At 63.0% G+C, this 1,158-nt stretch carries 1 protein-coding gene; it reads right to left on the bottom strand.

Annotated elements, in window-relative coordinates; translation table 11 throughout:
* Nucleotides 1–8 precede the first annotated feature (8 nt).
* A partial coding sequence (locus tag LB556_RS31535; protein ID WP_224571284.1) for an ISAs1 family transposase occupies nucleotides 9–1,158 on the bottom strand: 1,150 nt, incomplete at its 5' end.

Raw genomic sequence — 1,158 nt, 5'->3', positions numbered from 1 at the left:
GGGCAGGGCTATCGCATATGAGTGATTGCCTGGATGAGGTAGTCGTCATTCCAAGCGCATTTCTTGATGCGGTGGCTGATGGGGACTTTGGCCTCATCGGCGGTTTGCAGGATGTTCCTGGCGATGCGATTGAGGAGTGCGACGTTGGCTGGGGCGTTATCCTTTCGGGCGCGCGATTGATCCTCGCCCAGGTGAACATCGAGCATCCAATGCAGGCCGTTCTCGATCTGCCAATGGGCTCTGGTGAAGTCGAGCGCCTGCTGGGCGGACAGCTGCGTTGAGGCCATGAACAGACGCGTCAGCGGCTTGGCTTGGTCGCGCCGGCTGGTGATGCGGACAAAGGCCCTGTGGCCAGGCATCAGCGGCTCGGTGGCCGCCACCACCTCCGCCTGCCGCCACTCCTCGCGTCCGTGGCTGGTTTCGGTCCGCTCCGCGACGGCAGGGGCGGTCTCGGCCAGATGGTGTCTGGCATGTGCAACCCAGTGGCGGCGGTTTCCCTTGAGTGCCAGCAGGTAGTCCCCACCGCGTTCGGTGATGGCCTGGGCCATGCGCGTGTGGCAGTGGAGCGCATCGGCCGTGACCATTCTGCCAGTGAGATCAATGAGTTCGACGACTTTGAGGGCCGCCTCGACCTCGTTCTCCTCATCACCAGGAGAAACCGCTGCCAGACACAGCCGTGTCTCAGTGGCAAAGGCCGACACCGTCAACGGCGGACTGGCCGCAAGACCCTTCTCATAGGCCCGCCGCAGGGCCTTGCCGTCGAGTGAGACCACTCCCTGGCAGGCTCGTGCGAAGCCTGCCGCAAAGGCAGCGAAGGCGCGGCCGAAGGCTTGCGGATCAAGCAGCCGCAGCAGCCGCGAGAAGGTGTCGTGGCTGGGCGCCACCTCATACTCGACCAACCGCGACAGCGCCTGCCTGCGCTCTTGCGCAAACAACGAAAACTCCGTCGCGTTGCTCGCGCCGCACAGGCTCGCCGCAATCATCATCACGATCAAGTCGCCAAGCCGGTGTGTGGCATTGGCCGCGCGCGGATCGGGCACCGCGCCAAAATAGCTCTCAAGGCAGGAAATGGCAGTCACTCCTTCATTGGACTGCCTTCCCAAAGAATCTCTTCTCAGGCCAATTTCAAGCCCAAAAACCCCATATGCGATTCCCCTG

The sequence above is a fragment of the Mesorhizobium sp. ES1-4 genome, assembly GCF_020164745.1.
GTDB lineage: Bacteria > Pseudomonadota > Alphaproteobacteria > Rhizobiales > Rhizobiaceae > Mesorhizobium.
The sequence above is the reverse complement of the archived record's forward strand: the minus strand, read 5'-3'. Positions and strand labels throughout refer to the sequence as shown.